This window comes from Providencia sp. PROV182 (assembly GCF_028480325.1).
GTDB classification, from domain to species: domain Bacteria; phylum Pseudomonadota; class Gammaproteobacteria; order Enterobacterales; family Enterobacteriaceae; genus Providencia; species Providencia hangzhouensis.
This window is the reverse complement of the sequence record NZ_JAMPOL010000014.1, coordinates 107,858-133,266: the sequence shown is the minus strand read 5'-3', so window position 1 is coordinate 133,266 and position 25,409 is coordinate 107,858. Positions and strand designations below refer to the sequence as shown.

The following is a 25,409-nucleotide window of genomic DNA, read 5'->3' as shown; positions in this document are numbered from 1 at the left end:
TCGCCATTTACAATAGGAAAGTCTGCATGAAAATTGTTATCGCACTTGATTCCTTTAAAGGAAGTTGTTCTGCAAGGTTAGCATGCCAAGCCGTTGCTGAGGGTTTCAAGCGTGTATCCTCTGAGTTAGATATGACGTTATTACCCATATCTGATGGCGGAGAAGGTTTGTTGGAGTCACTGGAGAATAGCCCCGCGCTTTCTGGTGTAACACCTTACATTTTTAGCTGTACTGGGCCTTATGGTAGTAAGGTTGATGCAGGGTTATTAGTATTGGAGGGAAAAACCGCTTTTATCGAAATGGCGCAATGTTGTGGGCTGGAACTCGTTCAACGTGAGCATCGTCGAGTTGAAAATGCCTCAACTTATGGCTTGGGTGAAATGGTCAAGCATGCACTCGATATGGGTTGTTCTCGTATTGTTATCGGGATAGGAGGAAGTGCAACTAATGATGGTGGTGCAGGGTTTGCTCAAGCATTGGGTGCTCAGTTTTACGATAAAAATTCTCAGCTTATTGAGACGCCAATTTGCGGAAAAGACCTCATTAATATTGCAAAGATTGATTTTGATAAATTTGACTCGCGAGCCGCTAAGGTTGAATTTAATGTCTCTTGCGATGTTGAAAACCCTTTATTAGGCAAAAATGGTGCGACTTATGTTTATGGTCCCCAAAAGGGGGCCGACCAAGCCACACTTGACCAGCTTGAAATTGGGATGGCTCACTATGTGAAATTAATGTCAGCAATAACGGGAAAAGATGTTTCACTGGAGGCTGGCAGTGGTGCAGCGGGTGGATTAGGTGCGGGGCTTCGTTGGTTTGTTTCGGCAAAGCTCGAAAAAGGAATCGATCTCGTTTTGGGACTCCTTGGCGCAAAATCTTATATTCAACAAGCGGATTTAGTCATTGTAGGAGAGGGGCGGCTTGACAGTCAAAGTGCGAATGGTAAGGCTCCTGTGGGAGTGGCTCGTATGGCCAGTCATTATGGTGTGCCTGTCATTGCGCTTTGTGGGGGGTATAGTGAAGATAGCCGTATCTTATTCCAACATGGCATTACCGCAATGTGGTCGCTTTGTCCGGGGCCAGTTTCCCTTGAGCAAGCCATGACAAATGGTGAACGTTATTTGGCAGATACAGCAGAAAATTTGCTGCGTACCGTACTCGCAAATCCGAATACGCAAATAAAACCCTAAAGTGAGGCGGTAATATGCTACTGACTGAAAAACTAGCCAATGATATTGTCACGCGTGCAATGGGAATTATCCATCACAACGTCAATGTGATTAATAGTCAGGGCGTGATTATCGCTTCAGGTGAAAAAAAGCGTATTGGTGAAACCCATGAAGCCGCAGTGGAAGTGATCCGCTGCGGCAAACGGATCACCATCTATAATGAAAATGAAGCACGAGCTTATTCGAATGTGGCGCCGGGGATAAACCATCCGATTGTTGTGGCTGATAAAGTGGAATTAGTGATTGGCGTGAGTGGTGACCCTGTTGTGATCCAGCGTTATGCCGAGCTCGCTATACTGACGGCTGAGCTGCTAATTCAACAAGAAATTGAGCGGCGTAGTATTAACTGGCAGCATCGTTTGCGTGACATGCTATTTGTCCAGTTTATAGAAAGCACAACGCCAGCACAGGGGCGCAGTGCATTACTAAAATTGCATAATTCCGGTTTTGCGTTCACTTTACCGACTATTCCTGTGATTATTAATATTGAAGCTATTCAGTACCGCCCTGAAATACTCGATACAATCATTACTGAATTATCAGCTATGGAAAAAAGTAATGTGTTATTACTCAATAGCCGCGAAATTTTGATGCTATTCCCATCAACGCATTATCAAAATGAATCGTTTATTTCTAATCTTCATTTCATTCTAGATAGCCAGCTTAGCCAATATTATATTGGTGTTGGTGTTCAGGCAGATACGCAAGAACATGTGAGGGATGCAGTACATTTTGCACGTTCAGTTATTGAAGTTGGACGGCTAACGGTTCCCGATAAACAAGTCTTTTTATTTAAAGAAATGGCATCTTTATGCCTCTTTAATGAATTGGAAAATAGCTATCTATTTAATTTCTTTTTAGATATTTGCCATAAAATATTGTTGCATGATTCGGGCGATATTTTGCTTGAAACCCTTGAGCTGTTTTTATCGCAAAATGGTGAAATAGGTAGCACCGCGCAGCAATTAGGCATTCACAGAAATACATTAAGTTATCGGTTACAACAAATTAAAAAGCAAACCAGTTTGGACCCGACAAGGTTTACGGATCTCATTCAGTTATCTGTTGCGATGCATGGCTACCGTCGACGTTACCCAAAACAACAGCCATGGCTCGATGCATTAAGTTAAGGAGCCGTATCATTACTTTTGTTGTAAAACCCAAATAGCGGCTTCAACGCGCGATTTTAAATTAAGTTTCTTTAGTAAGTGTTTGACATGGACTTTGACGGTGCTCTCTGTGATTTGTAATTTATTCGCAATCATCTTATTTGATAGCCCCTGTGAGATTAAATCTAAGATATGGGTTTCTCTTGGGGTTAGTGCTGATAGATTATGCTCTGTAGGGGCTCGGTTATCTCTTAAAGATTCAGCTAAAATGGAAGCGAGCGTTGGGCTAACGACCATTTTACCACTTGCGGCTTCTTTTAATGCAATAATTAATTTTTCAGGCTCCATGTCTTTGAGTAAATAGCCATCAGCACCTCGTTTTAACGCATTAATTAAGTCTTCGCCATAATTGGACACCGTAAATAAGATAATACGGCCCGAAAGTTCGCGGTTACGTAAATTATCGAGTACTTCAAAGCCATTCATACTAGGCATATTGAGATCTAATAGGATTAAATCTGGGTCTTGTTCTTCCGCAATTTTAATACCCGTTATTCCATCGTCTGCTTCACCAATTACCTTTAATGTGGGTTCTAAACTAATTAATTGTTTAACACCATTACGTAGCATCGGGTGGTCATCAATCAGTAAAATGGTAGATTGCCCAGTCAGTTTATTTTCATTTTTCATTAGTGAGTTACTCCAATTTAATTAAGCCACAGTCAGTGGAAATACGACATTAACAATAGTGCCACCCTGAACTCTTGGGGAAATTTGATATTTCCCATTTAGGCTTAGCGCTCTTTCTCTCATAATAATCAATCCATAATGGTTATTTTTTGTTGGCTGAGGCTGAATACCTTCCCCATTATCTTCTATTGTCATGGTGATTAATCCGTTATTTTCGATTAATGAGACTTGTGACCAGTTCGCATTAGCATGTTTGAGAATATTGCTTAAAGCTTCTCGGATTATCTGGATAATATGAATAGATTGATGTGGAGAGAGGCTTTTGGCTGGAATTTGGTAATTTAATCCAATTTGAAAACCAAGGCGCTGACTGAATTCTTGGATTGTGCTTTCTAAGGCAGGGAATAGGCCTGGTTCAGTTAATTTTAGTCTGAAGGTTGTTAAAAGCTCACGTAATTGACTATAAGCGGAATTTATTTCATTGCGCATTTCGTTTAATAGTTCTTGGTGCTTAGTTGGCAATGTTTTAGGTTGCATTTGCAGATAACTAATTTGCATTTTGAGGCAAGATAATGATTGTGCGATGGAATCATGCAATTCTCTCGCAATCGCCGATCGTTCATCCATAATCAGTAACTGCTGTTGTTGCTCTAATTGGTGCTCCATCGCTAGCATTCCAGCGATTTGTTTAACTAGCATCAGCACTAAATTATTTTGTTCTTCAGATAATGGCTGATTTATATCCATTTCAGCTAAAATCATGCCATAACGCTGTAAATTATCAGAAATCTCCCATGATATTACTTTAAGGTGTTCAGCCATCTTGGGTGACTTGAGAGAGTGCTCCTCGTTTTCTGGACAATGAATTTCATGAAAGCAGGCATCATTGTTTTCTTCGTATAGCCTCAATCTAATATTTTGCAGTGGGATTAAGCTTTTAAGCTCAAATAACACTTTTTCTAACCTTATTGATAGTGGCCCAATGGCATGTAGGGTTCGATTAGATTGGTATAAATAGAGTAATACTTTATTTTTCTTTTGCAGATCGGCGGTTTTTTCGATAACTCGAGATTCTAATTGATGGTAACTCTGTGCGAGCTCATCCGACATTTGATTTAACGTATGGCCCAGTGAATTTAGCTCATCTTGTTTTTTGCCTACAGGAAAGCGCTGACTAAAGTCTTGGTGACTAATCGCGTTCACCATATGAAGTAACTTAAGCCAAGGTGTATAAATTTTCTTTCTAAAATGGCAGATAGCAAAAATAAGTAGCAATGAAACGAGGCCAATAAATACCATTTGAGTGATTGCTACATAGGTTATTTTTCGTTCTGTTTTTTCATCAATATTACGAACTAATGCATCGAGTTTATTAACAAAGGTAACGACCGCGAGACGTGCATCATTAGGAGAAACTGCATGGTTAAGAGCAGGTTTTAATTCTGTAACCCAATATTGATAAAGCTCAGCAAATTGCGGATTTAAATCTTCTATATCGACAACTTGTGTTAGTTCATTGCTTAATAAATTTTTTTCAAGCTCACTAACATATACGTCAGAATATTGGTTGAGTGGTACTAATGAAAGTAAATGATAACTTTGCATCCGCAATGAGCCTGATTTATTTATTGCATGTGCATTTCCTTGCACACTAATAATCATACTATTTGAAATTGTCATGCCAATAATACCGAGTACGGCAATCAATAGCATTAAACCAATAACTTGGTTAATGATTGAAAATCGGTGATAAGCAATAGACATAAATGATCCTTTCTACTCTATACGTTTATTTATTATTTTTGATAACGTAGATATTGTTTCTCTATTATATAAAATTGAATATGCCACTTCGGTATTACTCCTTAATATCCCATTGAATTATTCGCTTTAAATTTCAACAAATAAAATTACCTGGCAATGAGTTTTTTTGTTTTAATTCAATCAATTATTGTTTTGTACTCCTAATACTCCTCTGGTGGTTAACGAGAAAAATCACGCATATTTCATTTAAATCTCTCTTGATTTAGATCAGCTTCACGGTGGTCTATTCGCCACACACTGCGAGCAGAAATTGTATTTATCGGGGTGATTTATGTCTCAACGAGATAATGTTAATAGTGTAGCTGCACAGTCAAATAATGGTGTTATACAGGATTGGCGTCCTGAAGATACTCGGTTTTGGCAGCAAACAGGGCAGCGTATTGCCAATCGTAATTTATGGATTTCTATTCCATGTTTATTGCTCGCATTTTGCGTATGGATGTTATTTAGTGCAGTTGCGGTTAATTTAAATAAAGTGGGTTTTAATTTTACGACAGACCAATTATTTTTATTAACCGCATTACCTTCCGTTTCAGGTGCTTTATTAAGAGTCCCTTATTCATTCGTTATTCCTATTTTTGGTGGGCGCCGTTGGACTGCTATTAGTACGCTGTTTTTAGTGATCCCATGTATTTGGCTAGGTTATGCGATTCAAAACCCTGCCACGCCTTATCAAGTCTTTGTCATTATTTCCCTACTTTGTGGTTTTGCCGGCGCTAACTTTGCATCCAGCATGGCCAATATCAGCTTCTTTTTCCCTAAAGCTCGCCAAGGCGGTGCACTTGGCCTGAATGGTGGGCTAGGAAATTTAGGGGTCAGTGTCATGCAATTAGTGGCGCCTTTTATCGTTGGTGTTGGTGTATTTACTTTCGTTGGTGGGACTGGAGCGGCTCAGCCTGATGGCTCAACGTTGTGGTTAGAAAATGCTGCTTGGATTTGGGTGCCATTTCTACTGCTTTTTACGGTAATGGCTTGGTTTGGCATGAATGACTTAGCGGCTAATAAGGCATCTCTTAAAGCACAATTACCTGTTTTGAAACGTGGCCATCTATGGGTATTAAGCCTGTTATATCTGGCGACATTCGGCTCGTTTATCGGTTTTTCTGCTGGTTTCGCGATGTTATCGAAAACCCAGTTTCCAGACGTCATTATCTTGAAGTTTGCCTTTTTTGGCCCTTTCCTCGGTGCGTTAGCTCGCCCAGTCGGTGGCATGTTATCTGACCGTTTTGGTGGTGTGAAAGTCACATTACTGAACTTTGTGGTCATGGCTGTTTTCTCCGGCTTGCTGTTTTTTACGTTACCAGAAAACGGTCAAGGAGGCTCTTTCGGGGCGTTTTATGGCGTATTTATGGTGCTGTTTTTAACGGCAGGGCTAGGCAGTGGCTCAACCTTCCAAATGATTGCTGTTGTTTTTCGTAAATTAACCATGGACAAAGCCATCTTAAGAGGAGCTTCAGAGCAAGAAGCCCAAAAAGAGGCGGTAACAGAAAGTGCTGCAGCTTTAGGGTTTATCTCTGCTATTGGTGCAATAGGTGGCTTCTTTATTCCAAAAGCGTTCGGTACATCATTAACACTGACGGGTTCACCGGCAGATGCAATGAAAGTATTTTTTATATTTTATCTTTCCTGTGTGTTTATCACATGGCTGGTATACGGCCGTAAACACAAATAATAACAAGTCATAAAAATCAATTTTAGCAATGTACGGCGCCGGTCGCCGTCTCTTTGGAGGCAATCCGATGAGCAAGTTTTTAGATAGATTTCGGTATTTTAAGCAGTTGGGCGAAACCTTTTCAGGTGATCACGGGCAAGAGTTAAATGTAAACCGTGATTGGGAAGATGGTTATCGTAGCCGCTGGCAGCATGACAAAGTCGTGCGTTCCACCCATGGTGTCAATTGTACGGGCTCTTGTAGCTGGAAGATTTATGTCAAAAATGGGTTAGTGACTTGGGAAACTCAACAGACGGATTACCCACGAACTCGCCCAGATTTACCTGATCATGAGCCGAGAGGATGCCCTCGTGGTGCGAGTTACTCTTGGTATTTATATAGCGCAAACCGTGTTAAATACCCAATGATGCGTAAGCGCTTACTTAAACTATGGCGTGAAGCAAAAGCGGAGCAGCAAGACCCTGTTGCAGCGTGGCTATCTATTATCAATGACCCACAGAAGGCACAAAGCTATAAACAAGCTCGTGGTCGTGGTGGTTTTGTTCGCTCAAGCTGGCAGGAGGTGAATGAACTGATTGCGGCAGCGAACGTCGCGACGATTAAAGAATTTGGTCCTGACCGCATTGTTGGCTTTTCACCAATTCCCGCGATGTCGATGGTTTCCTACGCCTCGGGTGCTCGCTATTTATCGTTAATTGGTGGCTCATGCTTAAGTTTTTATGACTGGTATTGTGACTTGCCACCTGCGTCACCCATGACGTGGGGCGAACAAACTGACGTACCTGAATCAGCGGATTGGTACAACTCGTCTTATATTATTGCTTGGGGTTCTAACGTACCGCAAACGCGTACGCCAGACGCACACTTTTTTGCAGAAGTGCGTTATAAAGGGACGAAAACGGTCGCGGTGACGCCAGACTACGCGGAAATTGCCAAATTATGTGACCATTGGTTGAACCCGAAACAAGGAACGGATAGCGCCATGGCAATGGCGATGGGGCATGTGATCCTCAATGAATTCCATGTAAAACGTGAAGCGGAATACTTCCGTGAATATGTGCGCACTTATACCGATATGCCGATGCTTGTCATGCTAGATAAGCGTGAAGATGGTTCTTATGCCGCAGGCCGCATGCTACGGGCATCTGATTTACATAATTCATTAGGCGAAGAAAAAAATGCCGAATGGAAAACTATTGCGATTGATGAAGAGACAGGTGAATTATGTGCTCCACAAGGTTCAATGGGATTCCGTTGGGATGGTGGCCAAAAATGGAATTTAGAACCGCGTGCTGGACAAGATGCACATAACATTAAAATGAAACTCAGCTTGGCAGATAGCCATGATGAATTTGTCGATGTTGGTTTTCCTTACTTTGGTGGATTAGAAAGTGAGCACTTCCAGCATGTTGAACTTAAAGATGTTTTATTACATAAACTGCCCACTAAACGTATTCAGTTAGCTGATGGTAGCGAATCATTGGTTACTAGTGTTTATGATTTAATGCTAGCGAACTACGGTATTGACCGTGGTTTTGGTGATGAAAACTGTGCGGTTGATTACGATGATATGAAAGCGTATTCACCTGCGTGGGCGGAAAAAGTCACTGGGGTTAGCCGCCAAAATATTATTCGCATAGCGCGTGAGTTTGCCGATACCGCAGAGAAAACCCATGGCCGTTCTATGGTGATTGTTGGCGCAGGGATTAACCACTGGTATCACATGGATATGACCTATCGTGCGATTATCAATATGTTGATTTTCTGTGGTTGCGTTGGGCAAAGCGGCGGCGGCTGGTCTCATTATGTTGGGCAAGAGAAATTACGGCCACAAACGGGTTGGTTACCTTTAGCCTTTGGTTTGGACTGGCAGCGCCCACCTCGCCATATGAATAGCACATCTTTCTTTTATAACCATTCAAGCCAATGGCGTTATGAAACAGTCGCAACAGAAGAGTTGTTATCGCCTCTAGCCGATAAGCAAGCCTTTAGCGGCAGTTTGGTTGATATGAATGTACGTGCAGAACGCATGGGGTGGCTGCCGTCAGCACCACAATTAAATGTCAACCCATTAAATATTGCGAAGAATGCTCAAAGTGAAGGGATGTCACCCACTGACTATACTGTTAAGCAGTTGAAAGAAGGGAATATTCGCTTTGCTTCAGAGCAACCTGATGACCCTCAAAATTTCCCACGAAATCTGTTTATTTGGCGTTCAAATTTATTGGGTTCCGCAGGGAAAGGCCATGAATACTTACTGAAATACTTATTAGGAACTGAAAATGGTATTCAAGGCAAAGACTTAGGTCAACAAGGCGGCGTCAAACCAGAAGAAGTGGAATGGCAAGATAAAGCGGCAGAAGGGAAAGTTGACTTAGTGGTGACTCTCGACTTCAGAATGTCGAGCACCTGCCTGTTCTCGGACGTTATTTTACCGACTGCTACTTGGTATGAAAAAGACGATATGAATACCTCGGATATGCATCCATTTATTCACCCATTATCAGCTGCAGTCGACCCAGCTTGGGAATCCAAAAGCGATTGGGAAATTTATAAGGGGATTGCCAAAGCATTTTCTGAGGTCAGCGTTGGGCACTTAGGCAAAGAAACGGATGTGGTGACGCTGCCGATTCAACATGATAGTGCAGCCGAGATGGCACAGCCTTTTGATGTTAGAGATTGGAAAAAAGGGCAATGCGAGCTTATTCCAGGGAAAACAGCGCCGCATATTATCTGTGTTGAGCGTGACTACCCAAATACTTATGCACGTTTTACCTCTCTTGGCCCATTGATGGATAAATTGGGTAATGGTGGTAAAGGGATCAATTGGAATACACAAGATGAAATTGATTTCTTGAAAAAACTCAATAAAACCCAGCCTGATGGTACCAATGCTGGGCGGCCAAAAATTGAAACGGCAATTGATGCCGCGGAAGTCATTTTAACACTTGCACCTGAAACCAATGGGCAAGTGGCAGTAAAAGCATGGGATGCGTTAAGCAAAGTAACGGGCCGCGACCATACTCATCTTGCTCGTTATAAAGAAGACGAAAAAATCCGTTTTCGCGATATTGTTGCGCAGCCGCGTAAAATTATCTCAAGCCCTACATGGTCAGGGCTGGAAGATGAACATGTTTCTTACAATGCCTGTTACACCAACGTGCATGAAATGATCCCATGGCGGACGCTCAGTGGTCGTCAGCAATTGTATCAAGATCACGAATGGATGCGCGCCTTTGGGGAAAGCCTTGTGGTGTATCGCCCACCAATTGACACTCGAGCGGCTCAGCCACTTATGGGGAAAAAATCCAATGGGTTCCCAGAAAAAGCACTGAACTTTTTAACACCGCACCAAAAATGGGGGATCCACTCTACTTACAGTGACAACTTATTAATGTTGACGTTAGGTCGCGGTGGTCCAGTTGTTTGGCTGAGCGAAGAAGATGCCCGCGAACTGGGTGTTGAAGATAACGATTGGGTTGAAGCTTTTAACAGTAATGGTGCATTAACCGCTAAAGCGATCGTTAGCCAACGTATTCCTGATGGCATGATCATGATGTATCACGCCCAAGAACGGCTGATCAACTTACCAGGCTCTGAAATTACGGCTCAACGTGGCGGAATTCATAATTCGGTCACGCGTGTTTGCCCGAAACCTACGCATATGATCGGTGGCTATGCGCACCTTGCCTATAGCTTCAATTATTACGGAACCGTAGGTTCTAATCGTGATGAATTTGTGGTTGTTCGCAAAATGAAACAGGTTGACTGGCTGGATGGTGAAGGTGATGCCTACCAGCAGACCTTGAGCGGAAAGGAGAAAGCATAATGAAAATTCGTTCTCAAGTCGGCATGGTGCTAAACCTTGATAAATGTATTGGTTGTCACACTTGCTCAGTGACCTGTAAAAACGTGTGGACTAGCCGCGAAGGGGTAGAATACGCATGGTTTAATAACGTCGAAACCAAACCAGGTATTGGTTACCCCCATAATTGGGAAGACCAAGAAAAATGGAAAGGAGGCTGGATCCGCACCATTAAGGGTAAATTGGTTCCACGTATGGGGAACAAAGTTGGCGTTTTATCAAAAATCTTCGCTAACCCAGATGTACCTGCTTTGGATGATTATTATGAGCCGTTTAATTATGACTACGGCCATTTAAAAAATGCTAAAGAAGATAAGCACGTACCGACAGCACGCCCTCGTTCATTAATTACTGGTGAGCGAATGAGTAACGTGAAAATGGGACCAAACTGGGAAGATGATTTAGGCGGTGAATTCGCCAAACGAGCCCAAGATAAAAACTTTGAACATATTCAAAAAGAGATGTATGGGCAGTTTGAAAATACGTTCATGATGTATTTGCCACGCCTGTGTGAACATTGTTTAAACCCAGCTTGCGTCGCGACCTGCCCAAGTGGTGCAATTTATAAGCGCTCAGAAGACGGTATTGTTTTGATTGACCAAGACAAATGCCGTGGCTGGCGTATGTGCTTAACTGGTTGCCCGTATAAAAAAATCTATTTCAATTGGAAAAGCGGTAAATCAGAAAAATGTATTTTCTGTTACCCACGTATTGAGTCAGGTATGCCAACGGTTTGCTCTGAAACCTGTGTTGGTCGTATCCGCTATTTAGGGGTATTGCTGTATGACGCCGATAAAATTGAGTCGGCTGCCAGTGTCGAAAAGGAAACCGACCTTTACCAGAGCCAACTTGATGTTTTCCTTGATCCCCATGATCCAAAAGTGATTGAAGAAGCGCAAAAACAAGGGATCCCATTAAGTGTGATCGATGCGGCACAGAAATCTCCAGTGTACAAAATGGCGATGGAATGGCGCTTAGCTCTGCCATTACACCCTGAATACCGCACGTTACCAATGGTGTGGTATGTACCACCTTTGTCACCGATCCAGTCAGTGGCGGATTCAGGGCTATTAGCTAATAAAGGTGTATTGCCGGATGTCGAAAGTTTACGCATTCCAGTGCAATACCTTGCGAATTTGTTAACCGCAGGGGATACCGAACCGGTGTTATTGGCGTTAAAACGTATGTTAGCGATGCGCCATTTCAAACGGGCAGAAACCGTGGAAAACCAATGTGATACCAGTGCATTAGAGCAAGTCGGCTTAACACAAGCTCAGGCACAAGAAATGTACCGCTATTTAGCCATTGCTAACTATGAAGACCGTTTTGTCATTCCATCCAGTCATCGAGAATTGGCGCGTGAAGCATTCCCTGAAGCGAAAGCTTGTGGCTTTAGTTTTGGTGATGGTTGCCACGGCAGCGATAGCAAAGCGAATTTATTTAATAGCAGGCGCATTGACGCCATTGATATCACACCAAAAAATAATCAGGAGAAAGCACTATGATGACACTAAAAGTGATTTCTCGGTTATTGGAATACCCTTCGGAAGCGCTTTGGTTACATCGTGATGAGCTCATTGAAGCGCTAGAACAGGCTGATGAGCTGCCTGTCACACGGGCTGTTCAACTGATGGTGTTTGTGCGTGAGTATCTCAACGAAGACTTACTTGATATGCAGGCGCAATATTGTGAACTGTTTGATAGAGGGCGCGCGACATCATTATTGCTATTTGAGCATGTACATGGCGAATCCCGAGACCGAGGGCAAGCGATGGTTGATTTAATGGCTCAATATCAGCAACAGGGTTTGCAAATTGATTGCCGTGAATTACCCGATCATTTGCCCATTTATTTGGAATACCTCACGGCATTACCGACCGATGAAACTATCGAGGGGCTACAGGATATTGCGCCAATTTTAGCGCTGTTAGGGGAAAGGTTGAAACAGCGAGAAAGCCGTTTCTCTGTTTTATTTGATTTTTTACTTGAGCTTTCCCATAGCGACATTGCTGCGGAGCAATTAAGCAAACAAGTCGCAACCGAAGTACGGGATGATACCCCAGAGGCGCTAGATGCAGTTTGGGAAGAGGAGCAAGTGAAATTTTTTGCCGATGAAAAAACATGTGGTAGCGAAGTTGCAGCGCATCAACATCGCTTCGCCAATGCGGTGGTACCACAGTATTTGGATCTCAGTGTGGGCTGCCATGTAGGAGTTCAAAAATGAATTTTATCAATCAATTTTTCTTCGATATTTACCCCTATATCGCTGGGACGGTATTTATTGTCGGTAGTTGGTTACGTTACGATTACGGGCAATACACGTGGCGAGCGGGTTCCAGCCAAATGTTGGATAAAAAGAACATGCGTTTGGCATCAAACTTATTCCATTTGGGGATTATTGGGATTTTTGTCGGGCACTTTTTAGGTATGTTAACGCCTCATTGGATGTATGAATCTTTTCTGCCAATGCACATTAAGCAGTTAATGGCGATGATAGGTGGGGGATCAGCAGGTGTGATGATGTTAATTGGTGGCGCGATGCTATTGAAGCGCCGCCTGACAAACCCACGAGTGAGAGCAACTTCATCCTTTGGTGACATCATGATCTTAACCTTGCTGGTGGTGCAAGTTTGCTTAGGGTTACTTACCATTCCATTCTCAGCACAACATATGGATGGTAGCGAAATGTTGAAATTAGTGGGATGGGCACAGTCTATTGTGACATTCCATTGGGGGGCATCCAATTACCTTGAAGGGGTTGGCATTGTTTTTAAACTGCATATTGTGTTGGGGATGACGATATTTTTACTCTTCCCATTCTGCCGTTTAGTGCACATTTGGAGTGCACCTATCGAATACCTGACTCGTCGGTATCAATTGGTGAGAAATCGCCATTAGGTTTGGGTTCCACAAGGAGGTGGGCCAGTACATTGCTTTTGCACAACTTGTTCTTGTGTAAACAACAAATATTGCTATTTTGGCGCCCCATCTCATAGGAGATGGGGTTTTTTGTTTTATTTAGTGTTGGTTGGCTCAATATAGCCAAGGCGGCGGGAAATCAGTAAGCAAACGTGGGCAAGTTCTTCATTAACACGGTCTATTTTGGAAACCATTCTGTGAGTCGGCCCAGCGACACTAATCGCGCCGATAATATTACCGGTATAATTAAATATCGGCCTTGCCACACAGGTGAGCCCTTCTTCATTTTCTTCATCATCTAAAGAAAAGCCTTTTAAACGAATATCAGCCAAAACTTCATACAGTTTCATGCGATCGATAACTGTTTTTTCAGTGTATTTGGTTAATGGTTTATCTAGTACAGCATCAATTTCTTCTAACGGCTGGAAGGCTAATAAAGCTTTCCCTATACCAGTACAATAAGCGGGTAGTCGAGCACCCAGTTTTGCGGAGGTTTGAATGGATAGCGTTCCTTCACTTTTATAGAGGTAGACCACATGGCCACTGTTATAAACTCCTAAAAAGCAAGTTTCAAACGTTGAACTCGACAACGTTTTTAAATAAGGGATTGAAACTTCAACTAAATTAACATTCATTAAGCCTTTAATGCCTAATTCGAGGCTTTTTAAGTCAAGGTTATAGCGTTCTGTAAGATGGTCTAAGCTGACATATTGACGCTCTTTTAGTGTTTCTAATACGCGAAAAGCCGTGGTTTTTGGAATCTCCGTATTTTTGACCAATTCGGCCAAAGAAATTCCGTCAGAATGGTTACTAATCTCTTCAAGTATGGTCAGTACTCTGTCGATACTCGACGAGTTTGCTTGACTTTCTTTCGTCATCGTAGGTTCCTCACTCACGCTAAGCCCTCTCATTGTACTCATTTTTTAAACGCCGTTCCATTTTTACCTCGATGTTACCTTTTTCTCTGAAAAAACATGCAGTACGTAATGTATTGATCTTCATTGAGTTTGACTTTTTGATTGTGATCGCTGTCGTTATTCTTACAAAATCGGAACGACATTCCTAATTTTTAATGTATGTTATTAAAAAAAGGAACGATGTTCCGTTATTTTAAAGGGATAAACATGTTGATAGTGACCATTGATACAGGGACAACGAATACCCGAGTTAGAGCATGGAAAAATAACGCGGTTGTTCGTGAACAAAGTGTTGAAGTTGGTATTAGGGATTGTGCAAAAAATGGCGATAAAACGCTGTTAATTCAATCGATAAAAACAGTACTAGATAAGCTGTTGTCAGGGGTGAGTGCCGAAGAAAGAGAAAATTATCAGCTCGTTGCATCAGGTATGATTACATCCGAAATTGGGCTGTGTCACTTACCTCACCAAGTGACCCCCGTTTCAATGCAGCAACTTGCTAAAGCCACAATGCCTTGTGTTATCAAAGAGATCAGTGAAAAACCGATTATTTTTATACCAGGCGTTAAAAATAACGTGGCAAATATGACGTTTGATTCAATTGAAAGTATAGATGTAATGCGTGGTGAAGAAGTTGAAGTTTTTGGCATTCTAACACAGCAACCGGATCTTGGCCCTGCCTTAGTCATTTTACCTGGGTCACATTCTAAGTTTGTACGTCTTGATGAAAAAAATAATGTGGTTGCATTGGCAACAACGATGGCTGGGGAAATTTTCGATACATTAACGCACCAGACTATCTTAGCCAGTTCTTTAGAACACCAGTTTGTTCAATATTTAGATAAAGAATATTTACGCAGAGGTGCTGAACTTAGTCTGCAAGTAGGGATTGCGAGAAGTTGTTTTTCGGTGAGGCTACTAGACCTTTTCACGGAAGCGACACTTGACCAACGCTCAAGTTTTTTATTGGGAGCTATTTTGGCGTCAGATTTACTCGCAATAAAACATAGCCAAGCTCTTAATATTACTAGCGATATAAAAATTGTTATTAGTGGAAAACCTATTTTAGCGGATGCACTTAAAGAGTTAATTAAAAATGATAGTTACTTCACTGGGGAAATACACCTATTAGACGATAAAAAGGAACAGCCTTTTTCTGGATTGGGTGCAATTTCAATATTAAAAGAAACGCAATGCAAATAAATACTATTAATGGTTTTTTATTAGGTGATTGTTATGAATTCTAAAAATGAAATACCGCTTATTGCAATATTACGGGGAATAAAACCTGACGAAGTTTTAGAACATATCGCTATCCTTGCAGATGAAGGTTTTAATTATATAGAAATTCCTCTTAACTCTCCCGAGTGGGAAAAAAGTATTCCATTAGCGATTGAAAACTATGGAGATAAATTGAAAATTGGTGCCGGTACTGTGCTCAATAAAAGCAATGTTGAAAAGTTGGCAATAATGAACGCTAAAATTATTGTCACTCCCAATATTAACGTTTCTGTGATCACTACTGCTCTTGAAAATAAGATGGAAATATTTCCAGGTTGTGCAACAGCAACAGAAGCTTTTACCGCGATTGACGCCGGTGCTGTTAATTTAAAAATTTTCCCTACAGCGCCTTTTGGGGTTAATTATGTGAAATCGCTGATGTCAGTGCTCCCAAAAAATATTGCTATTTATGCGGTAGGAGGCATCACTCCGAATAATCTGCATGAATACCTAGGTATTGGCTGCCATGGTGCAGGACTGGGAAATGATCTTTACCAAATAGGCCAAACACCAGAGAAAACCAGAGAAAAAGCGAAAGCATTTATATCTGCATATATCGCATTTAAAAATCAAACTAATTAATCCTAAAGAGATATTAAAATGAAATACGATTATGTTTTTAAAAATGCCACTGTAATAGATGGTAGTGGTAAAAGCGAGTTTGTCAGTGATATTGCAGTTAAAGATGAACGGATTATTAAAATATCAAAAAATATAAGTGAAGATACTGAAAAAATAATTGACTGCTCAGGCTTGATTTTATCACCTGGATTTATTGATGTGCATACTCATGACGATTTAATTGTGATTGATAAGCCTGAATATATTGAAAAAACATCACAAGGTGTAACGACAATTATTGTTGGTAATTGTGGTATCAGTGCAGCGTGTGCAACATTAAAGGATGAAGTTCCTGACCCAATTAATTTATTAGGTGAGTTAAACGAATTTCAATTTTCTGATTTAGCCAGTTATAAACAAAAAATTAATAATGTGATGCCAACCGTTAATGTTGCGACGTTAATAGGGCATACAACCTTAAGAAATAATTGTGTGACAGACTTATTAAAACCAGCGACACAAGACAATATCGCTCATATGAAGCAAGTATTGGCCTGTGCGTTAGATGAAGGGGCTTTAGGATTAAGCACTGGTTTATCTTACGGTAACGCAATTAATTCTTCGACTGAAGAAATTTGTGAGTTGGCTGAATTATTAGCAGAGCATCAGGGAATTTATACCACTCATATGCGAACTGAATATGACGGTATCATTGATGCGATGCATGAAGCCTTCCATATCGGCCGTCATGCAAAAGTTCCTGTGCAAATTTCCCACCATAAGTGCGCTGGTGCAAAAAACTGGGGACGTACAAAAGAAACGCTTGCCCTCATTGAAAAATACCAAGCCATGCAGGATATCAATTGTGATTGTTACCCATATCGTGCGGGTTCATCAAACTTAGATATCACACAAGTTACTGAAGACTATGACATCCTAATAACTTGGTCGACACCATTCCCTGACGTTGCGGGTAAGACATTAAAAGAAATAGCCGCTATGTGGAGTAGCGATGTTTTCCAAGTTGCTGAAAAAATTGTTCCTGCGGGAGCGATTTATTTCCAAATGCACGAAGATGATGTTCGTCGTGTGTTACAGCATCCAAGCAGTATGGTGGGTTCTGATGGCTTACCACGTGACCCTAATCCACATCCACGCCTTTGGGGAACTTTCCCACGAGTTATTAGCCACTATAGCCGTGATGAGCAGCTTTTCCCAATGACCACCGCGATTTACAAAATGACAGGCATGTCAGCACAACGTTTTTCTTTAAAGGATAGAGGCCTTATCCAAGAAAATTATTTTGCAGATATCGTTGTATTTGACCCTAAAAAAATTAATGAAACAGCCACGTTCCAAGACCCAAAACAAAAAGCGGATGGTATTGAATATGTGTTTGTTAATGGTGTTCTGACCTATACCAAAAAAGAAATGACAGGGAATAGAGCAGGTAAATTCTTAGAAAGAAATAAATAAAAGAGAGATAAAAATGATTAAAAGATTCGGAATTGAAGGCTCAAAAGGTACTGGCGGGCAATCTTTGCCTTTTGCTAAGGCCGTGTTAGCTGACGGATGGCTGTATGTTTCAGGGCAAACACCCATGATTGACGGGGAAGTGATTGATGGCGGAATTATCGCTCAATCTAAATTGGCTATCGAGAATTGTTTAAACATTATGAAAGATGCGGGATTTGCGACGCAAGATATTGTGCATATGAAAGTGGTATTAAGTGATGCGCGCTATTTCCAATCTTTTAATAAAGTATTTCAGCAATTCTTTGCAGATAATCCACCTGCACGGGTGTGCTTTGTCGCTGACCTTGTCGTCGATTGTATGGTTGAAGTGGATATTACCTGCTTCAACAGCAAATTCAAATCTTAATTGCTAAGGCGATGAGAGGCTACTATGGAACATAATAATTTCTTAATGTGGTTTTTGTTATATGCATTTGTGATGATGTTTGTGGGTTGGTATGTCACAAGGCATCAAAAAACGGGTGAAGATTTCATTCTTGGTGGAAGAAAGCTCCCGATGCTACTCACTCTCGGTTCAACCGTCGGGACGATGGTGGGAACGGGCTCGAGTATCGGTGCAGTCAGTTTTGGCTATTCCAATGGCTGGGCGGGAATGTTGTATGGGATTGGTGGAGCGACGGGGATCTTACTAACGGCTTGGCTATTTGCACCAGTAAGAAATTATCGCTTTATGACCATGAGTGAAGAGATCTGCTATTACACAGGCGGCAGCCGTTTAGTGAAAAACTTGGTTGCGCTATTAATATTCTTGGCATCGATAGGCTGGCTCGGCGCTCATATTCTTGGAGGCGGCTTATATCTAGCATGGGCGGCAGATATTGATATTACTGTTGCGAAGATCATTATCGCGGTTGGCTTTGTTTTTTACGTGGGGATTGGTGGCTATAAAGCGGTTTCATGGATTGATACACTGCAATCAATTGTTTTATTCCTCGGATTTATCATTCTAGCGGTTGCTTCGGTAAGTTATGTCGGTGGTTGGGATGTTGTTGTTAAGAGCACAGACCCTGACGCCTTTACTTTATTTGGTATTGGTAAATTAGGCATTTTACCTGCGATATCATTGGCTGTGGTCATTGGTATTGGTGTGTTAGCGACACCGTCATATCGCCAACGTATTTATTCAGCGGCATCCACTAAAGCTATCCGTCAGTCCTTTATTATTACAGGTTTACTGTATATGGGCTTTTCGTTCCTACCAGCGATTATCGGCATGGCAACTCATGTGATGGAACCGAATTTAGAAAACAGCAGCTTTGCTTTCTTATATGCAACTAACGCTTTACCGCACGTATTAGCAATGGTGGTATTGATTGCAGGTATGTCTGCCAATATGTCATCAGGTAGCTCAGATGCTATCGCGGGTGTTTCTATTATCCTACGTGATATCTATACGATGGTAACTGGTAAGATGCCACCACCTGAGAAAGCGATCAATTTATCCCGTATCTTCTTACTTGGCGTCATCTTGTTAGCACTTGTCTTTGCATTAACTTCAAATGACATTATCGGCTACATTACAAAAATGATTTCAATGATTATGTCAGGCCTGTGTGTGACCGTGTTATTGGGTAAATTTTGGCATCGTTTTAACTGGCAAGGTTGTATTGCTGCATTGGTTGCGGGGAGTTCAACATCATTAGCGATCATTTTGACGCCAGAATGGTCTGCAAAATTAGGCAACCCAGTAATCCCTGCATTAGTCATCAGTTTGGTCTGTGCGGTTGTTGTGACATTGATAACACCAAAGAATAAACTCAGTCGTGAAGAAGTACTAGAAAACATTACTCACGAAAGAGAAAACACAGCCAAAAGTCAGCAACCAGCAAGTTGAGGGAAGAGAATGACGAAACTGAATGCATTGGCGGGCGTAGTTCATAAGTCAGCCATATTAAATCAGGATGGTATTTCGGTGAATGTCCTACATGAGGATGTGTGTTTACCAGCGGTGGTAGTAAAGCGTAATGAATTGGAGAATAACATTGCATGGATGCAGCATTATTCGAATGTGGCGAATGTTTCGTTGTCTCCACACGGTAAGACCACCATGACGCCTGCCATTTTTAAACGACAAATTGCTCAAGGTGCATGGGGGCTAAGTGTAGGAACAGCTTATCAAGCCAAGGTGGCAGTGGAGTCAGGTGTTAAGAATATCATTATTGCTAATCAAGTCGTGGGTAAAACCAATATTCGATTACTTGCGGAACTAGTGCAATTAAATCAAGCCAATATTTATTGTTGTGTTGATAATGTGATTCATGCAAAACAGCTGGCTGCCATTTTTTCATCATTAGATTTAACCATAAATGTTCTGATTGAGTTAGGGGTTAATGGTGGACGCTGTGGATGTCGAAGTGAAGAAGAAGCCATCACATTGGCAAATGAGTTAACCAAACTTCCTTCTTTAATGATTGCTGGCATTGAATTCTACGAAGGCGTTATTCATAGCGATGATGCCCAAAAGGATATTGAAGAGATACAGCAATTTTTACAGCGAGTGTTAACCACCAGTCAAAAACTGGATAACTTAGGTGTATTTGCACGCTATTCAGGGGAGTTATTAATAACTGGGGCAGGTTCAGTTTGGTATGATCTTGTCAGTAAAAAGATGGCAGAGTTTCATCTTTCTAAACCTATTCGGTTTGTGATCCGCCCTGGATGCTATATTACACATGACCACGGTATTTATGATGAAGCCCAGAACGCATTGAAAATGCGGGACAGTGTGGCCTGCCAGTTAGATGGCGATTTAATGCCAGCGATGGAAATCGTGGCATTAATTCAGTCTGTGCCTGAGAAAGGACGAGCGATTGTTAATTTTGGTAAAAGGGATGTCGCCTTTGATGCAGGTTTGCCTCAGCCTCTAATGCAATATCGAGAGGGTAAGCCAGTCTGTTTTCAAACTAATAGTGCAAAAACAGTCGGTTTAATGGACCAACATGCCATTTTATCTTTTGATGAAAATTGTGATTTCCAAGTTGGCGATATACTAATATTTGGGACATCTCACCCCTGTATTACATTTGATAAATGGAAAGTGATTTATCTTGTTGATGATAAATATGATGTTATAGAGGAAATGCCGACCTTTTTCTAATGTTGTATTATTAACTCACTTTATTTTATATCGGTCACTTGTTTTAAGTGGCCGATTTTTTTATTCATCACATTCTTGTGATCGAATTCATAACAAATTGTGCATTTGCACAATTATATTCAATTTTTCACGTTAAAAACTAGTCATTCTTACAATGCCTTCCTGATAAGCGAATTATATAATTTTATTAAATCAAAAAGTCTAATTGACATTCATTTTGTTGATTAATTGGGTGGTAATAAAAATGACAGTTAAAATCGTGTTTCTCGATCATGACACTTTCCCTGAAGGAATAAATATTAAGAAAATAAATAAAGAATATAGTTTAGAACTATATGGGAAAACATCGGAAGATGAAATTATTGAACGAGTGAAAAATGCAAACATTATTATTACCAATAAAGTAAAAATCACTAAAAAAATTATTGAATCTGCAAAGCAACTCAAATTCATTTCTGTCGCTGCAACAGGAACGGATGTGATTGATATTGGTGCTTGTAATGAGCGTAATATATTAGTTTCTAACATCAGAAATTATGCAATAAATACAGTGCCTGAGCATACGTTTACCTTGATTTTAGCCTTACGTCGTAGCTTATTAGCCTATGCACAATCAGTACGAAATGGTCGTTGGCAAGAATCAGGCCAGTTTTGTTATTTTGATTATAAAATTAATAATTTAGCTGGGTCGACGCTTGGTATTATTGGTGATGGTGTCTTAGGTAAGGCAGTTGCTGATATCGCAAAAGCTTTTGGTATGAAGGTGTTATTTTCCACATACAAAGGCACGAATAATATGGGCCCACTATATACACCATTTGAGGATGTTATTGCGAAAAGTGATATTATTTCTATTCATTGTCCATTACTCAAATCCACCAAGGATTTAATTAGCTTTTCAGAATTCGAACAGATGAAACCGTCTTGTATTTTAATTAATACAGCACGAGGTGGGATCGTTAATGAAGAAGCATTATATGGCGCTCTAATAAATAATAAAATATTAGGTGCAGGGTTTGATGTTTGCATTTCAGAACCACCCGAAAAAGAAAGCTATATGATGAAATTAACTCAGTTATCAAATTTTATTCTTACCCCTCATATTTCATGGGCTAGTTTTGAAGCCATACAAACCTTATCAGACATGATGATGGACAATATCGAAGCCTTTTTATCTGGCCATCCTCAAAATTTAGTTAATTAATTCACTCATTGATTTAAAGAGGTCATTAATATGTTTTTAGGAAAAGAAATTCGTTTAAAAAGATTATTAAATAAAAAATCTGGCCGCCTTCTTGCGATTACTATGGATCATCCGATTACACGTGGTGTATTACCGGGAATTGGTGATATTAAATCTGTCATGAAACAGGTTGTTGCGGGTGCACCTGATGCCATTACGATGCATAAAGGTATTATTGAAAAGGTTTATCCTCCGTATGTTGCTTCCGATGTTTCTATCATCATGAAAGCGACAAGTTATTCCATACCTTACCATGAAGCTTATGACACACCCGTTGCTGACGTTGAAGAAGCGATTCGTTTAGGAGCAGATGCAATTTCAGTTGGTTGTATTATGGGAGGACCTGAACAAGCACAGCAATTGACATTTTTAGGTCAAGTATCAAAAGCCGCTGCTTCCGCGGGACTGCCTTTAGTCGCGCATATTTATCCAAAAGGTCCAATGATTGAAGATAGTTTTGATGCGAAAAATCTCGCTTACTGTGTTCGCGCAGGCGCTGAGCTAGGTGTCGATATCATCAAAACACTTTGGTCAGGTTCCCCTGAGACATTTAAATCAGTCGTTGATAGCTGCCCAGCAATGGTTGCTTTAGCTGGCGGTGATATGGGGAGTGATCTTGTTAGCTTCCTAACAAATACACGTAAAGCATTAGATATTGGTGTTGGTGGTGTGACATACGGGCGCTTCGTATGGCAGCACGAAAACCCAACAGCAGTCATTAAGGCTCTGAATGCATTAATTAATGATGATTGTTCGGTTGACCAAGCTATCGCGGAATATAAGCAAGCTGGTGGCAAATAACTAACGTTCATAGCTGTTATGCATGGGGGAGGAAAAAATGAAAGCAGCGGTATTGTATGCGCCTAATGAACTTAGAGTGGCAGACGTTAAATATCCACAAGTTGGTAAAGGCGATGTGGTTATTAAAGTCAAAGCAGCCGCGATTTGTGGAACTGACGGACGGATTATTTCCGGTAAAAAAACTAAAGGTGTGCGTTACCCTTCTGTAATAGGACATGAATTTTCAGGGGAAATTGTCGAAGTCGGTGAAAATGTGACTGACCTAAAAGTCGGTGACGCAATCGCTGTTGATCCTGTAGTACCATGCCGTTCTTGCGTTTATTGCCGAATTGGTAAAGAAAATGTCTGTTTAAATCGCCAAGCTATCGGATATGAGTTTGACGGTGCTTTTGCGGAATATGTTCGAATACCAGAGGTTGCTTTGTCATCGGGTAACGTCTTTAAGATACCGCAAGGGATGTCTTTTGAAGCCGCAGCATTAGCTGAGCCGTTAGCTTGCTGTATCAATGGACAAAAAAATGTGGGTATTGAGCTTGGTGATACGGTGGTCATTATTGGTGCGGGGCCTATCGGGTTAATGCACGTGCAACTTGCGCGTTTCTCAGGTGCGACAAATATTATTGTGAGTGAACTCAATGAACAGCGCCAACAGGCTGCGTTAAATTGCGGTGCAACACGCGTCGTTAATAGCCAGCAAGAAAACTTACTGGATGTCGTAAAAGGCTTGACGGAAGGTGTGGGGGCAGATGTTGTGATTATTGCCATTGGCATCCCTGGATTAGTTAATCCTGCGTTGGAACTCGCTAGAAAAGGCGGGCGTGTTAACTTGTTCGCTGGTTTTTCAAAAGATGATATGGCGCAAATTGATGTCAATATTATTCACTACAACGAGCTTATTCTTACGGGAGCCAGTGCGTTAAGCCGGGAAGGATACCAACAAGCTTTGACACTGATTTCTTCTGGCTTAATTGATATTGAGAAATTAGTGACTCACCGATTTGTTTTAGATGAGATCAACGAGGCCATGGCAACCGCTCAAAAAGGTGACGCGATTAAAATTATTATACATAACAATTAAAAGCAGGCGTTGGAGGCAGCATGATGGACAGTGTCTATTTGGGAATTGATGCAGGTAGCAGTAGTGTGAAAGTTTGTGCGTTTAATTTCCATGGAGAATTATTGGCAAAGGCTTCACGTGATACCAATATTATTTCCAAATCTCCCAAAAATCATGAAATTGACTTAAATGATTTTTGGAGAAAGACCGCAGATGCAGTTAAAGAAGTGACTTCTCAAGTAAAGAATATCGTATCTGTGAGTTTCTCTGTTGCTTGCCCAACGCTGGTTTTATTGGATAAACATAATAAACCTGTCGCAAATGGGATTACTTACCTCGATGGGCGTTCCGAAGGCTTCATACAGCAAACACTCGGGGAAAATATAACGCATGTTCGGGCGCTTTCTTGTAATAGCCCAAGTCCGTCTGCATGTTGGGTAGGAACGTTAGGATGGCTACAAGAACAACAGCCGGAATTAATGCAAAAAGTTCATAAAGTCGTGCTACTTAATAGTTTTTTATCTTTAAAGTTAGGGAGCCAAAAAGCCGCTATTGACCCGACCCAAGCTGCGTATTCTGGCGCAGTGGTTTTGGCGAAAGCTCCTAAGTGGTCAAAAGAATTATTAAGGTATTGGAAGTTTAATCACGATATTTTGCCGCCGATTTACCAATGCACCTCTGTGGTTGGTAAAGTGAGTAAAGAAGCCGCTCAAGAAACGGGATTAAAAGAAAATACGCCAATTATTTTAGGGTCGGCAGATACCGCCGCTGCAGCATTCGCGGTTGGGTTACTTGACCCTGAAACGGCTTTTGAATCAACAGGAACATCGGGAGTCATTACGTTTTGCTTAGAAGAGCCAAATTTTGATCCTCGTTTTATGAACCGGTACCACATCGTCCCCAATCAATGGTTGGCCCATGGTGCGATGTCGACAACAGGGGGAACATTCAGTTGGTTAAATCAGGCTATTTGGCCGGAAGTTAATGACCATGAACAGTTGGAAATATTTTCAAAATCATCAGTACCTGGTGCCAATGGCTTAATTTATCTGCCTTATTTAGCTGGAGAACGTAGCCCTATTTGGGATGTTAATGCATCGGGAGCATGGATAGGCTTACGTCTAAATCATACTCGCGATGATATGGTCAGGGCGGCATTTGAAGGTACAGCATATGGTCTAAAACAGATCTTGAATATTGCTAATGAAAAATGGGGAGTGATATTAGATGAATTACTCAGCGTAGGAGGTGGATCACGTAATACATTATGGACTCAAATTAAAGCGGATATTCTTCAGGTTGAATATAATATTGCCCAAACAGCAGACGCAGCGGCTTTTGGCGCCGCAATGGTTGGTGCGACAGGAGCTGGTTTTTTCTGTGGCATTAATGACCCTGATTTACCGATTATAAAAACAGAAGATATCACATTCACACCAAATCAAGATAAAAAAACACAAGATACTTATGACAAGCAGTTTAATATTTACAATGGGCTGTATCCTTTATTAAAAGAAACAATGCATAGCTTGTCGAGTAAATAAAATTATTTGAAGTAAGTTTAAATTAAATAACGTTCCTAAATGTTAATTTTAATGAATTAGCAGG

General features: G+C 41.1%; 20 protein-coding genes. 17 read left to right on the top strand and 3 right to left on the bottom strand.

From position 1 onward, the window contains the following. Positions 1-26 precede the first annotated feature (26 nt). Both PR834_RS13335 and PR834_RS13330 read left to right on the top strand, forming a co-directional pair. Entirely contained in the window at positions 27-1,190 is a 1,164-nt protein-coding gene (locus tag PR834_RS13335) for a glycerate kinase (protein ID WP_144141122.1), read from the top strand. Positions 1,191-1,204: 14 nt separating this feature from the next. Beyond that, complete coding sequence (locus tag PR834_RS13330) at positions 1,205-2,359, top strand: CdaR family transcriptional regulator (protein ID WP_272536705.1); 1,155 nt, start codon at positions 1,205-1,207, stop codon at positions 2,357-2,359. 12 nt (positions 2,360-2,371) lie between these two features. Here the strand turns inward: PR834_RS13330 and narL are convergent, their stop codons facing one another. Together narL and narX are read right to left on the bottom strand one after the other, a co-directional pair. Next, entirely contained in the window at positions 2,372-3,028 is a 657-nt protein-coding gene (gene narL / locus PR834_RS13325) for a two-component system response regulator NarL (RefSeq protein WP_004259360.1), read from the bottom strand. 21 nt (positions 3,029-3,049) lie between these two features. Next, a complete protein-coding gene (gene narX, locus PR834_RS13320) occupies positions 3,050-4,792 on the bottom strand; it encodes a nitrate/nitrite two-component system sensor histidine kinase NarX (RefSeq protein ID WP_094962388.1) in 1,743 nt (580 codons plus the stop codon). Between the two features lie 331 nt (positions 4,793-5,123). On the opposite strand from narX, the gene PR834_RS13315 reads away from it, so the two are divergent. The 5 genes from PR834_RS13315 to narI all read left to right on the top strand — a co-directional run bounded on the left by PR834_RS13315 (position 5,124) and on the right by narI (position 13,287). Then, positions 5,124-6,524 (top strand): NarK family nitrate/nitrite MFS transporter, encoded by a 1,401-nt coding sequence (locus tag PR834_RS13315; protein ID WP_094962389.1) that lies wholly within the window; start codon positions 5,124-5,126, stop codon positions 6,522-6,524. A 67-nt stretch (positions 6,525-6,591) separates the two neighbouring features. After that, positions 6,592-10,353 carry a nitrate reductase subunit alpha gene (locus tag PR834_RS13310; RefSeq protein ID WP_272536704.1) on the top strand — a complete coding sequence of 1,254 codons (3,762 nt, stop codon included), beginning with the start codon at positions 6,592-6,594 and terminating at the stop codon, positions 10,351-10,353. Beyond that, complete coding sequence (narH, locus tag PR834_RS13305; protein ID WP_094962391.1) at positions 10,353-11,894, top strand: nitrate reductase subunit beta; 1,542 nt, start codon at positions 10,353-10,355, stop codon at positions 11,892-11,894. Before PR834_RS13310 ends, narH begins: the two co-directional genes overlap by 1 nt. After that, on the top strand, positions 11,891-12,613 hold the full coding sequence (gene narJ / locus PR834_RS13300; RefSeq protein ID WP_196725364.1) for a nitrate reductase molybdenum cofactor assembly chaperone: 723 nt from the start codon (positions 11,891-11,893) through the stop codon (positions 12,611-12,613). Before narH ends, narJ begins: the two co-directional genes overlap by 4 nt. Beyond that, on the top strand, positions 12,610-13,287 hold the full coding sequence (narI, locus tag PR834_RS13295) for a respiratory nitrate reductase subunit gamma (protein ID WP_004259342.1): 678 nt from the start codon (positions 12,610-12,612) through the stop codon (positions 13,285-13,287). The genes narJ and narI overlap by 4 nt, the downstream gene beginning before the upstream one ends. Positions 13,288-13,403: 116 nt before the next feature. On the opposite strand, the gene PR834_RS13290 is transcribed toward narI, so the two are convergent. Beyond that, complete coding sequence (locus tag PR834_RS13290; RefSeq protein WP_036958066.1) at positions 13,404-14,186, bottom strand: IclR family transcriptional regulator; 783 nt, start codon at positions 14,184-14,186, stop codon at positions 13,404-13,406. A 246-nt stretch (positions 14,187-14,432) separates the two neighbouring features. On the opposite strand from PR834_RS13290, the gene PR834_RS13285 reads away from it, so the two are divergent. The 10 genes from PR834_RS13285 (at position 14,433) to PR834_RS13240 (ending at position 25,345) form a co-directional block, all read left to right on the top strand. Next, the gene (locus PR834_RS13285) at positions 14,433-15,428 is read left to right on the top strand and encodes a 2-dehydro-3-deoxygalactonokinase (RefSeq protein WP_272536703.1); all 996 of its coding nucleotides are present in this window, start codon (positions 14,433-14,435) and stop codon (positions 15,426-15,428) included. Between the two features lie 33 nt (positions 15,429-15,461). After that, positions 15,462-16,088, top strand: coding sequence for a 2-dehydro-3-deoxy-6-phosphogalactonate aldolase (locus PR834_RS13280; RefSeq protein ID WP_004259334.1), 627 nt, complete (start codon positions 15,462-15,464; stop codon positions 16,086-16,088). An 18-nt stretch (positions 16,089-16,106) separates the two neighbouring features. After that, positions 16,107-17,543, top strand: coding sequence for an N-acyl-D-amino-acid deacylase family protein (locus tag PR834_RS13275; protein ID WP_096864451.1), 1,437 nt, complete (start codon positions 16,107-16,109; stop codon positions 17,541-17,543). A 13-nt stretch (positions 17,544-17,556) separates the two neighbouring features. Continuing rightward, on the top strand, positions 17,557-17,949 hold the full coding sequence (locus tag PR834_RS13270) for a RidA family protein (protein WP_004259329.1): 393 nt from the start codon (positions 17,557-17,559) through the stop codon (positions 17,947-17,949). Positions 17,950-17,973: 24 nt separating this feature from the next. Beyond that, entirely contained in the window at positions 17,974-19,437 is a 1,464-nt protein-coding gene (locus tag PR834_RS13265; RefSeq protein WP_196725366.1) for a sodium:solute symporter family protein, read from the top strand. Positions 19,438-19,446: 9 nt separating this feature from the next. Continuing rightward, positions 19,447-20,700, top strand: a complete 1,254-nt coding sequence (locus PR834_RS13260) for an amino acid deaminase (protein ID WP_181488713.1) — start codon at positions 19,447-19,449, stop codon at positions 20,698-20,700. 244 nt (positions 20,701-20,944) lie between these two features. Continuing rightward, the gene (locus PR834_RS13255; RefSeq protein ID WP_096864453.1) at positions 20,945-21,904 is read left to right on the top strand and encodes a D-2-hydroxyacid dehydrogenase; all 960 of its coding nucleotides are present in this window, start codon (positions 20,945-20,947) and stop codon (positions 21,902-21,904) included. Between the two features lie 30 nt (positions 21,905-21,934). Next, positions 21,935-22,744, top strand: a complete 810-nt coding sequence (locus PR834_RS13250) for a class I fructose-bisphosphate aldolase (RefSeq protein ID WP_004259316.1) — start codon at positions 21,935-21,937, stop codon at positions 22,742-22,744. A gap of 37 nt (positions 22,745-22,781) precedes the next feature. After that, entirely contained in the window at positions 22,782-23,822 is a 1,041-nt protein-coding gene (locus tag PR834_RS13245; RefSeq protein WP_036958064.1) for a zinc-dependent dehydrogenase, read from the top strand. Positions 23,823-23,842: 20 nt separating this feature from the next. Next, a complete protein-coding gene (locus tag PR834_RS13240) occupies positions 23,843-25,345 on the top strand; it encodes a xylulokinase (protein ID WP_096864455.1) in 1,503 nt (500 codons plus the stop codon). Positions 25,346-25,409 lie beyond the last annotated feature (64 nt).

Coding starts and splice junctions, on each gene's coding strand:
- PR834_RS13310 (WP_272536704.1), top strand. CDS start 6,592: ATGAGCAAGTTTTTAGATAGATTTCGGTATTTTAAGCAGTTGGGCGAA.
- PR834_RS13280 (WP_004259334.1), top strand. CDS start 15,462: ATGAATTCTAAAAATGAAATACCGCTTATTGCAATATTACGGGGAATA.
- PR834_RS13335 (WP_144141122.1), top strand. CDS start 27: ATGAAAATTGTTATCGCACTTGATTCCTTTAAAGGAAGTTGTTCTGCA.
- narI (WP_004259342.1), top strand. CDS start 12,610: ATGAATTTTATCAATCAATTTTTCTTCGATATTTACCCCTATATCGCT.
- narJ (WP_196725364.1), top strand. CDS start 11,891: ATGATGACACTAAAAGTGATTTCTCGGTTATTGGAATACCCTTCGGAA.
- PR834_RS13240 (WP_096864455.1), top strand. CDS start 23,843: ATGATGGACAGTGTCTATTTGGGAATTGATGCAGGTAGCAGTAGTGTG.
- PR834_RS13290 (WP_036958066.1), bottom strand. CDS start 14,186: ATGACGAAAGAAAGTCAAGCAAACTCGTCGAGTATCGACAGAGTACTG.
- PR834_RS13245 (WP_036958064.1), top strand. CDS start 22,782: ATGAAAGCAGCGGTATTGTATGCGCCTAATGAACTTAGAGTGGCAGAC.
- PR834_RS13275 (WP_096864451.1), top strand. CDS start 16,107: ATGAAATACGATTATGTTTTTAAAAATGCCACTGTAATAGATGGTAGT.
- PR834_RS13250 (WP_004259316.1), top strand. CDS start 21,935: ATGTTTTTAGGAAAAGAAATTCGTTTAAAAAGATTATTAAATAAAAAA.
- PR834_RS13255 (WP_096864453.1), top strand. CDS start 20,945: ATGACAGTTAAAATCGTGTTTCTCGATCATGACACTTTCCCTGAAGGA.
- narX (WP_094962388.1), bottom strand. CDS start 4,792: ATGTCTATTGCTTATCACCGATTTTCAATCATTAACCAAGTTATTGGT.
- narH (WP_094962391.1), top strand. CDS start 10,353: ATGAAAATTCGTTCTCAAGTCGGCATGGTGCTAAACCTTGATAAATGT.
- PR834_RS13270 (WP_004259329.1), top strand. CDS start 17,557: ATGATTAAAAGATTCGGAATTGAAGGCTCAAAAGGTACTGGCGGGCAA.
- narL (WP_004259360.1), bottom strand. CDS start 3,028: ATGAAAAATGAAAATAAACTGACTGGGCAATCTACCATTTTACTGATT.
- PR834_RS13315 (WP_094962389.1), top strand. CDS start 5,124: ATGTCTCAACGAGATAATGTTAATAGTGTAGCTGCACAGTCAAATAAT.
- PR834_RS13330 (WP_272536705.1), top strand. CDS start 1,205: ATGCTACTGACTGAAAAACTAGCCAATGATATTGTCACGCGTGCAATG.
- PR834_RS13260 (WP_181488713.1), top strand. CDS start 19,447: ATGACGAAACTGAATGCATTGGCGGGCGTAGTTCATAAGTCAGCCATA.
- PR834_RS13265 (WP_196725366.1), top strand. CDS start 17,974: ATGGAACATAATAATTTCTTAATGTGGTTTTTGTTATATGCATTTGTG.
- PR834_RS13285 (WP_272536703.1), top strand. CDS start 14,433: ATGTTGATAGTGACCATTGATACAGGGACAACGAATACCCGAGTTAGA.